We start from the raw sequence: 9,260 nt of genomic DNA, 5'->3' as shown, positions 1-9,260 counted from the left end.
CGCCGCTACCTGGGGCCTGCTGCTGACGGGCAAGTTGGTCGCCACGCACAACGAAGCCGGGCTGTCGAAGGCGCTCACGCGCATCATCGGCAAGAGCGGCGAGCCGTTGATCCGCAAGGGCGTGGACATGGCGATGCGCCTGATGGGCGAGCAGTTCGTCACCGGCGAGACGATTTCCGAAGCGCTGGCCAATGCGCGCAAGTTCGAGGCCGAAGGCTTCCGCTATTCCTACGACATGCTCGGCGAGGCCGCCATGACGGAGGAAGACGCACAGCGCTACCTCGCGTCGTACGAGCAGGCCATCCGCGCGATCGGGCAGGCCTCGGGCGGGCGCGGCATCTATGAAGGGCCGGGCATCTCGATCAAGCTGTCGGCGCTGCACCCGCGCTACAGCCGCGCGCAGTACGACCGCACGATCAACGAGCTGTACCCGCGCGTGAAGGCGCTGGCCATGCTGGCCCGTGAGTACGACATCGGCATCAACATCGACGCGGAAGAGGCCGACCGCCTGGAGCTGTCGCTCGACCTGCTGGAGCGCCTGTGCTTCGCGCCCGAGCTGGCCGGCTGGAACGGCATCGGCTTTGTGGTGCAGGGCTATCAGAAGCGCTGCCCATTCGTGCTCGACTTCATCATCGATCTTGCCCGCCGCAGCAAGCACCGCCTGATGATCCGCCTGGTGAAGGGCGCCTACTGGGACAGCGAGGTCAAGCGCGCCCAGGTCGACGGCCTGGAGGGCTACCCGGTCTACACGCGCAAGGTCTACACCGATGTGTCGTACCTGGCTTGCGCCCGCAAGCTGCTGGCCGTACCGGACGCGATCTTCCCGCAGTTCGCTACGCACAACGCGCACACGCTGGCCGCGATCTATCAGATGGCGGGCCAGAACTATTACCCCGGCCAATACGAATTCCAGTGCCTGCACGGCATGGGCGAGCCGCTGTACGAGCAGGTCGTCGGCAACAAGCCGGGCAAGCTGAACCGCCCGTGCCGCATCTACGCGCCGGTTGGCACGCACGAAACGCTCTTGGCTTACCTGGTGCGCCGTCTGCTGGAAAACGGCGCCAACACCTCGTTCGTGAACCGCATTGCGGACGAGTCGATTCCTCTGGACGACCTCGTCGCCGATCCGGTGGCGGTGGTGGAACGGATGCACGCCGATGAAGGGACGCTCGGCATGCCGCATCCGAAAATTCCGCTGCCGCGCCACCTCTACGGCGATGTACGCGCAAACTCGTCGGGCATTGACCTGGCGAACGAGCAGCGCCTGGCGTCGTTGTCGTCCGCCCTTCTTGCCGGCACCAGCACCGTCTGGGCTGCCGCGCCGACCATCGGCGATGCACCTTATGCAGGTGGTACGCCGCAGCCGGTGCGCAATCCTGCTGACCTGCGTGATGTGGTCGGCCACGTGACCGAGGCCACTGAGGCCGATGTTGATGCCGCACTCGCCGCCGCCGCTGCTGCCGCCCCGATCTGGCAGGCGACGCCGCCCGAAGCACGCGCCGCGCTGCTCGATCGCGCTGCCGACCTGATGGAAGGCGAGATGCAGCACCTGATGGGGCTGATCATCCGCGAGGCGGGCAAGACACTGTCCAACGCCATCGCTGAAGTGCGTGAAGCCGTGGACTTCCTGCGCTACTACGCAGCGCAAGTCCGTGGTGGCTTCTCAAACGACACGCATCGCCCGTTGGGCCCGGTGGTCTGCATCAGCCCGTGGAATTTCCCGCTGGCGATCTTCACCGGCCAGGTGAGCGCGGCGCTGGCCGCCGGTAATCCGGTGCTGGCCAAGCCCGCTGAGCAGACCCCACTGATTGCCGCCCAGGCCGTGCGCATCCTGCGCGAAGCAGGCGTGCCGGCTGGCGCTGTGCAACTGCTGCCGGGCCGCGGCGAGACCGTCGGCGCTGCGCTGGTCAAGGACGTGCGCACCAAGGGCGTGATGTTCACCGGCTCGACCGAAGTCGCGCGCATTCTGCAACGCACGCTGGCCGGTCGTCTCGATGCAAACGGCGCGCCGATCCCCCTGATTGCCGAGACCGGTGGCCAGAACGCAATGATCGTCGATTCGTCCGCGCTGGCGGAGCAGGTGGTGGCTGATGTGCTGTCGTCCGCGTTTGATTCGGCGGGCCAACGTTGCTCCGCACTGCGCGTGCTGTGTCTGCAGGACGACGTGGCCGACCGCGTGCTCGCCATGCTCAAGGGCGGCATGGCCGAACTGGCGATGGGCAATCCCGATCGCCTCGCGACCGACGTCGGCCCCGTGATCGACGCCGAAGCGCGCGACAACATCGTCGGCCACATCGAGGCCATGCGCACCAAGGGTCGGCGCGTGCATCAGGCGCCAGTGCCGGCAGCTTGCGCACACGGCACCTTCGTGCCACCGACCATCATCGAACTCGACAGCCTGTCGGACCTGACGCGCGAGATTTTCGGCCCGGTGCTGCACGTGGTGCGTTGGAAGCGCTCGGCAGACAATGCCGGCCTGACCAAGCTGATCGAGCAGATCAACGGCACGGGCTACGGCCTGACGCTGGGCATCCACACGCGCATCGACGAGACGATCGCGCACGTGGTCGACCGCGCGCATGTCGGCAACCTGTATGTGAACCGCAACATTGTCGGCGCTGTGGTGGGCGTGCAGCCGTTCGGCGGCGAGGGCCTGTCCGGCACCGGCCCGAAGGCGGGCGGCCCGCTGTATCTGCTGCGGCTGCTGTCGACGTGCCCGCAGGACGGCATGCGCACGGCGCTGTCGCTGACGGCCGGCGCTGGCACCGAAGTCGAAACCGATGCGCGTCGCGCGCTGCTGGCGCCGTTCGATGCGCTGGCCGAGTGGGCAGGCAAGAAGTCGCCCGTGGCGCAGTCCGCCAACCTTGCCGCGCTGTGCGAACGCCTGGCGGCTGCCACGGCAACCGGTGCCACGGCAACGCTGCCGGGCCCGACCGGCGAGCGCAACACTTACACGCTGCTGCCGCGTGAAGCCGTGTTGTGTGTGGCAGTGGATCCGGCCGACTGGCTGCGCCAACTGGCCGCTGTGCTGGCGGTCGGCAGCATGGCCGTGGTGCTGGAAAACCCTGCTGTGGAAGCCGTGTTGCGGGAGTTGCCGCCGGCAGTACAATCGCGCGTCCGTGTGGTGCCGGCCCTGGATGGGGCCGAGTTCGACGCGGTGCTGCACCATGGCGACTCGGACCATCTGCGCGCCATCTGCGAAGGGCTGGCACGACGCACCGGCCCGATCGTGGGGGTGCAAGGCCTGCCGCACGGCGGGGAAGGGCTGGCGCTGGAGCGCCTGCTGATCGAGCGTTCGCTGTCGGTCAATACGGCCGCGGCGGGTGGCAACGCCAGCCTGATGACCATCGGCTGACGGGGAGCACGAGCAGGATTCGCAGCACCATCCGCACGACGCGTAACGGATGGAGCGCGAAGCGGGAGGAGGGCGATGGTGATCCCGTCGCGCTATTGATCCAAATTGCGTTTGAACTAGGAGACGCACAAATGAAATTGAAGCAACTGTGTCTGGCCGCCGCACTGTGCGCGCTGGGTGGTGCCGCATCGGCCCAGGAAGTCATCAAGCTGGGCTTTGCGGCCCCGATGTCCGGTCCGCAAGCGCAATACGGCACGGACATGAAGAACGGTGCGACCCTGGCCATTGAAGAGTTCAATGCCACGCACCCGAAGATCGCCGGCAAGGAAGTCAAGTTCCAGCTCATGGCCGAAGACGACCAGGCTGACCCGAAGACGGGCACTGCTGTCGCGCAGAAGCTGGTGGATAGCGGCATCAAGGGCATGCTCGGCCACTTCAACTCGGGCACCAGCATCCCGGCGTCGCGCGTGTACAACCAGGCCGGCATCGCGCAGATCGCCATGGCGACGGCCCCGGAATACACCAAGCAAGGCTACAAGACGACCTTCCGCATGATGACCTCCGACACCCAGCAGGGTTCGGTGGTCGGCGTGTTCGCCGTCAAGAAGCTGGGCTACAAGAACATCGCCATCATTGACGACCGCACCGCCTACGGCCAAGGTCTGGCTGACGAGTTCGAGAAGGCCGCCAAGGCTGCCGGCGCCACCATCGTGCGTCGTGAGTACACCAACGACAAGGCCAGCGACTTCAAGGCCATCCTGACGCAGATCAAGAGCAAGAACCCGGACGCCGTGTTCTACGGTGGCGCCGAAGGCCAATCGGCTCCGCTGCTCAAGCAGATGCGCGAACTGGGCATCAAGTCCACGCTGATGTCGGGCGAAATGTCCAAGACCGACGACTTCATCAAGCTGGCCGGCCCGCAAGCAGCCGAAGGCATGGTGGCATCGCTGGCTGGCCTGCCACTGGAGCAGATGCCGGGCGGCGCTGGCTACAAGCAGCGCTATGAGAAGCGCTTCGGCACGCCGGTGCAGACGTACTCGCCGTACGCCTACGACGGCGCGATGGCCCTGATGAAGGCAATGGTTGCAGCCGGCTCGTCCGATCCGCAGAAGTACCTGCCGATCCTGGCCGCCACCAACTCGCAAGGCGTGACCGCCAAGCACTACGCCTACGACGACAAGGGCGACCTGAAGGACGGCGGCATCACCGTCTACAAGGTCACCAACGGCAAGTGGGCACCACTGGAAAGCGTCGGCGGCAAGTAAGCCAACCGACCGGCTTTCCGCCGGTTGCGTGATAGAAACCGCCCTCCGGGGCGGTTTTTTTTGTCCGGCGCCGGCTGACACAAACACACCAATTCCGCGAATTTCTTCAAACCGCTTTGATCTGGTGCCAAATATCGCATAACGCGATCTCATCGCGTGTCAGTGCTTGGCCGACTTTCCCGTTTGGGTGCTTCGGGTACCATGTCGCCCATGACAGGACTTCACGATCTCTTCCCTTCGTGGCCTCCCACTCCGGGTGGCCTGTTCTGGATCGGGCTGGCGCTGGTGGGTGCAGCGCTGTGCGGCGAGTTTGCGCGCGTGGCGCTCAAGCTGCCGCGCATCGTCGGCTATGCGGTGGCGGGGCTGGCGGCCGGGGTGCTCGGCCGCCCGCTGATCGACGCTGACATGCTCGACCAGACCCACATCCTGATCGAGATGGCGTTGGCGCTGGCGCTGTTCGAGCTGGGGCATCGGCTCTCGTTCGAGTGGCTGCGCGCCAACCGCTGGCTGCTGCTCACCAGTGGCTTCGAAAGTTTGCTGACCTGGGGGCTCGTCACCTGGGTGCTGCAACTATTTGGCGTGGCAACACCGGTGGCGGTGGCGGCCGGTGCGATTGCGGTGGCGACCTCGCCCACGGTGCTGCTACAACTGAAGAACGAACTGCGCGCCGAAGGCCAGGTGACCGAACGGTTGCTTTCGCTGGGTGCACTCAACAGTATCTACGCCAGCGTGCTGGTGCCACTCACCGCCGGCTGGCTGCACAGCGAATACGGTCACTGGGCCGCCGCGCTGATCCACCCGCTCTATCTGCTGGCAGGCTCTGTGCTACTCGCTTGGGTGGTCGGCAAGGCTGGCCATGCGTTGTATCACCGCATGGCGGGTGACGATCACTACGCGTTCCTGGTGCTGGTGGGCCTGGTGTTGTTTGCACTGGCGATGGCCAAGCTGCTGAAGCTGTCGGTGCCGCTGACGCTGTTGCTGGCGGGCGTGGTGTTCAAGCACCAGGACGCGCATCCGCGTGTGTGGCCGTCGCACTTTGGCAGCGCGGGCAGCATCCTGATTGTGGTGATGATTGTGTCGCTTGGGTTGCCGATCACCGCATCGGACTGGGCAATCGGCGGGGTGGCGGCAGTGGCGCTCGTGCTGGCGCGCTTCGCTGCCAAGCTGGCGGGTGCTACGGCGCTGGGCTCGTTCTCGGGGCTGTCGATGCGCCAGAGCGTGGCCCTGGGCCTGGCGCTGGGGCCGATGTCGGGATTGTCATGGTTGCTGATGCACGATACGGCAGCGCTGTATCCGCAGACCGGCGCACCGCTGGCAGCCATCATCCTGTGCACGCTGGCGATCCAGCAGATTGCTGCGCCCATCCTGACCGCGCGGTCGCTGCGCTGGGCCGGTGAGGTGCGTCAGGACAACGACAATCGCTAAGAGGTAGGCATGTCGCTCGAACCGTTCTCGAAATCCGAAGCCCTGACGTTTGGCGTCGAGCTGGAGCTGCAGCTTGTCAACCGTCACGACTACGACCTCGCCTCGGCATCGCCTGACCTCCTGCGCATGCTCAAGGGCAAGGAGTACCCCGGCGACATCAAGCCGGAGATCACCGACTCGATGATCGAGATCTCCACCGGCATCTGCCATAGCCACGATGAAGCACTATGGCAGTTGCGCGAGATGCGCGACCGCATGGCCGAAGCGGCCACGGCGCTGAACATCGGCATCTGCGGCGGCGGCACCCATCCGTTCCAGCAGTGGAGTCAGCGCACGATCTCGCAGTCGCCGCGCTACCAGTACATCTCGGAGCTGTACGGTTACCTCGCCAAGCAGTTCACCGTGTTCGGGCAGCATGTGCACATCGGCTGTCCGAGCCCGGACGACGCGCTGTACCTGCTGCATGCCATGTCGCGCTACGTACCGCACTTCATTGCGTTGGCAGCGTCGTCGCCGCTCGTGCAAGGCGTGGATACGGGGTTTGCTTCGGCACGCATGAACTCCGTCAGCGCCTTCCCGATGTCGGGCCGTGCGCCGTTCGTGCTCACCTGGGACGCCTTCGAGACGTACTTCGAGAAGATGCGCGCCACCGGCGTGATCGAGAGCATGAAGGACTTCTACTGGGACATCCGTCCCAAGCCCGAATTCGGCACCATCGAAGTCCGCGTGATGGACACCCCGCTGACGGTCGAGCGCGCCGCCGCCATTGCTGCCTATATTCAGGCGCTGGGCCGCTGGCTGCTGTTGGAGCGCCCGTTTACGCCGGTAGAAGATGACTACCTCGTCTACACCTTCAACCGCTTTCAGGCGTGCCGCTTCGGGTTGGTGGGCGAATATGTGGATCCGGCCACCGGCAACCGTGGCGCGCTGGCCGATCACATCCTGGAAACCAGCAAGGTGCTGTCACAGCATGCCGAAGCGCTGTCGTCCGAAGGTGCGCTCGACATGGTGCGGGAGGTGGTGGAAGGGCGCGATACGGATGCCGAGTGGATCCGCAAAGCCCAAAACGAAACCCGCAACCTGCACGAGACCGTGCGACGTGGTTGCGGGCGTTGGACGCAGGCAGCGACGCAGCCTGCGTAGTCAGCGACGCATCAGTGGGCGGGGCGCACCGCCAGCACACGGCGCGCAAACACCCAGCAGATCAGCGCGAACACGATCAGCCCCAGCCATTGCGCGGCGCCTTCAAACGAAGCGCCGACAATCGCCAGCGGCGCCTCGCTGCCAGTGGCACCGATGATGGCGGCCATCAGCACGCCCACCAGGCTTTCGCCCACAATCAGGCCCGAGGCCAGCAGCACGCCGTGGCGGTTCGGCACTTCTGCGTAGCGCTCGTATGGCACGCCGGCAGCCTGGGCGCGCTTGGCGAGAATCTTCTCGATGACCCACGCCAGCACCGCACCGATCACCAACGGCGCGCTCACGGTCGGCGGCAGGTAGATGCCGATGCCCACAGCCAGCACCGGCAGTCGTGCTGCACCGCCGCGCCGCTTGAGCCCCCAGTCGATGGCGATGAGGATGGCACCGATGATGGTGCCGGCAATCACCATGTTCCATTCAAGCTTGTGCGTGAAGATGCCGGTAGCAATGGCCGTCATTAGCGTGGCTTGCGGTGCGGACAGCGCCTGCGCGGCGTCCATGCCCGCACGCGGCAGCGCACCCGGGAAGCCATACGCGTTGTAGAGCAACTCCAGCACCGGCGAGATGACCGCCGCACCCGCCACGCAGCCAACCAGCAGCGCGACCTGCTGGCGCCAGGGCGTGGCCCCGACCAGCCAGCCGGTCTTCAGATCCTGCAGGTTGTCATTGGAGATGGTCGCCACCGCCACCACAGCCGAGGTCGTGAAGATCGCCAGCGCAATGCCCAGCTTGCTGGCCTCGGGCGAACCCACGATGCCGTTGTCTGCGCCCACGGCCAACAGCAGCAGGGACACCAGCGTGATGGCGATCATGCCGATCCCCGAGATCGGGCTTGAGGACGAACCGATCAGCCCGGCCATGTAACCGCACGCCGCCGCCACCAGAAAGCCGAACACCACCGCAAACACTACCGCGCAGGCAATCAGCGTCCAGCGCGAGCCGGCCGACAGCATGGTCGGCGCCAGGAAGGCCGCAAAGGTGATGACCAGCACCACCACCATTGCCAGCGTGACCAGCAGAATCCAGCGCGGCGCCATGTCCTGCTCGGTGCGCTGGCGGGCGTCGCCCTGTGGGCGCAGGCTGCCGAACGAGCGCTTGATGCCTTGCACCACCGGGCCGATCAGCGTGCCCAGCGTCCACACGGCCGCCACCGCAATCACGCCCGCACCGATGAAGCGCACCTGTGTGCGCCAGACGTCGGCGCCAAAGGCGGCAAGCGCCTTGCCCTCTGGCATCGGCGTAATGGCCGTCAAATACGGCACGGCAATGCCCCAGGCGATCACCAGACCCACCAGCATGGCCAGCCCGCCCATCAGGCCGATCAGGTAACCGGCTCCCAGCAGTGCCGTTGAAAAGCCCAGTGGCAGGCGCACCACCGAGGCGCCGGCGGCAAACCACCAGCTCGCGCCTTCGCCCAGCACGCGCAGGCCACTGGTCGCAAACGCAACGATGGCCGCAACGATGCCGCCCGCAGCAAGATCGCGCATGCCGGTGGCCGCGGGCACGGCGTCGCCATTGGCCGCCTGTGTGCCGTCGGTGGTCTGGCCGCTGCCCACGCGAAGGATCTCCGCCGCGGCCACGCCTTCGGGGTAGGGCAGATCGCTCTGCACCACCATCGCATGACGCAGCGGGATCGTGAACACCACGCCCAGCATGCCGCCGGCCATGCACACGCCAAACGTCTGCCAGAACGGAAAGCCCTGCCAGTGGCCGATCATCACCAGCCCCGGCAGTACGAAGATGATGGAGGACAGCGTGCCGGCCGCAGAGGCCTGCGTCTGCACCATGTTGTTCTCGAGGATGTTGGTGCTGCCGAGCATGCGCAGCACGGCCATCGAGATCACGGCAGCGGGAATCGCCGACGAAAAGGTCAGGCCGACTTTAAGGCCCAGATATACGTTGGACGCGGTAAAGATCACGGTGATGATGGCACCGAGGATCATGCCGCGCAGCGTCAGCTCTGGCAGGGTCGCTGCCGGTGCGTGCTTGAGAGAATGAGGAGATTGCATCCTGCG

General features: G+C 65.9%; 5 protein-coding genes. 4 read left to right on the top strand and 1 reads right to left on the bottom strand.

Annotation, left to right across the window (positions count from 1 at the left end):
- The 4 genes from putA to JHD73_RS12910 form a co-directional block, all read left to right on the top strand.
- The coding region (gene putA / locus JHD73_RS12925; RefSeq protein ID WP_199030671.1) for a trifunctional transcriptional regulator/proline dehydrogenase/L-glutamate gamma-semialdehyde dehydrogenase at window positions 1–3,355 on the top strand (3,355 nt) is incomplete at its 5' end.
- 131 nt (window positions 3,356–3,486) lie between these two features.
- Window positions 3,487–4,620 (top strand): branched-chain amino acid ABC transporter substrate-binding protein, encoded by a 1,134-nt coding sequence (locus JHD73_RS12920; RefSeq protein WP_199030670.1) that lies wholly within the window; start codon window positions 3,487–3,489, stop codon window positions 4,618–4,620.
- 201 nt (window positions 4,621–4,821) lie between these two features.
- The gene (locus JHD73_RS12915; RefSeq protein ID WP_199030669.1) at window positions 4,822–6,045 is read left to right on the top strand and encodes a cation:proton antiporter; all 1,224 of its coding nucleotides are present in this window, start codon (window positions 4,822–4,824) and stop codon (window positions 6,043–6,045) included.
- Between the two features lie 9 nt (window positions 6,046–6,054).
- Window positions 6,055–7,188, top strand: a complete 1,134-nt coding sequence (locus tag JHD73_RS12910) for a YbdK family carboxylate-amine ligase (RefSeq protein WP_199030668.1) — start codon at window positions 6,055–6,057, stop codon at window positions 7,186–7,188.
- Between the two features lie 11 nt (window positions 7,189–7,199).
- On the opposite strand, the gene JHD73_RS12905 is transcribed toward JHD73_RS12910, so the two are convergent.
- Window positions 7,200–9,254, bottom strand: a complete 2,055-nt coding sequence (locus tag JHD73_RS12905; protein ID WP_199030667.1) for an OPT family oligopeptide transporter — start codon at window positions 9,252–9,254, stop codon at window positions 7,200–7,202.
- Window positions 9,255–9,260: the final 6 nt, after the last annotated feature.

The sequence above is a fragment of the Ralstonia sp. ASV6 genome, assembly GCF_016429285.1.
In the GTDB taxonomy this organism is placed as follows: Bacteria; Pseudomonadota; Gammaproteobacteria; order Burkholderiales; family Burkholderiaceae; genus Ralstonia; species Ralstonia flaminis.
This window is presented reverse-complemented; position numbering and strand designations above follow the sequence as displayed.

Coding starts and splice junctions, on each gene's coding strand:
- JHD73_RS12915 (WP_199030669.1), top strand. CDS start 4,822: ATGTCGCCCATGACAGGACTTCACGATCTCTTCCCTTCGTGGCCTCCC.
- JHD73_RS12905 (WP_199030667.1), bottom strand. CDS start 9,254: ATGCAATCTCCTCATTCTCTCAAGCACGCACCGGCAGCGACCCTGCCA.
- JHD73_RS12920 (WP_199030670.1), top strand. CDS start 3,487: ATGAAATTGAAGCAACTGTGTCTGGCCGCCGCACTGTGCGCGCTGGGT.
- JHD73_RS12910 (WP_199030668.1), top strand. CDS start 6,055: ATGTCGCTCGAACCGTTCTCGAAATCCGAAGCCCTGACGTTTGGCGTC.